Genomic DNA, 606 nt, shown 5'->3' on the forward strand with positions numbered 1-606 from the left:
ATGGCTGAAATGCGCACGTTGTCACGAAACAACCGGAAGTGCGACAGGCCGTCGGCGGGGTAGTGCACCTGGGTCGGCAGCCAGCGCATTGGCTGGTTGCGCCAGGCCAGGCGCACCAGAATGTCGGAGTCGAGGTCCATGCGCGTGCCGATGTAGGCCGAGTCCATCAGCGCCAGCACCGGTGTCAGCGGGTACACGCGAAAGCCGCACATCGAGTCGCGGATCTGCAGCGACAAGGTGTTGATCCACACCCACACGTGGGTCAGGTAGCGCGCATACAGGCGGCCTTTGGGCACACTGTCGTCGTATTCGGGGTAGCCGCAGATAATGGCATCGGGGTGACGGCGCGAGGTGTCGAGGAAGGTCTCGACTTCGCGCAGGTCGTGTTGGCCGTCGGCGTCGACTTGCAGGGCGTGGCTGAAGCCCAGGCGTGCGGCTTCGCGGAACCCGGCCATCACTGCACCGCCCTTGCCCTGGTTGGTGGGCAAGGTCAGTAGGGTGACGTTGTCGATCGTCGCCAGTTGCGCCAGAACCGCTGCGCAGGCCGGGCTGCTGCCGTCGTCGACCAACAGGCAAGGCAGGCCACTGTTCAACAGGCTGCGGACC

1 protein-coding gene is annotated in these 606 nt (G+C 65.2%); it reads right to left on the reverse strand.

Annotated elements, in window-relative coordinates; all coding sequences use genetic code 11:
• Positions 1-606 (reverse strand): glycosyltransferase family 2 protein (locus OQK_RS01360; protein ID WP_016770767.1); only part of this gene is annotated, 606 nt, incomplete at both ends.

It is taken from the genome of Pseudomonas sp. R62, assembly GCF_000257605.1.
GTDB classification, from domain to species: Bacteria; Pseudomonadota; Gammaproteobacteria; order Pseudomonadales; family Pseudomonadaceae; genus Aquipseudomonas; species Aquipseudomonas atacamensis.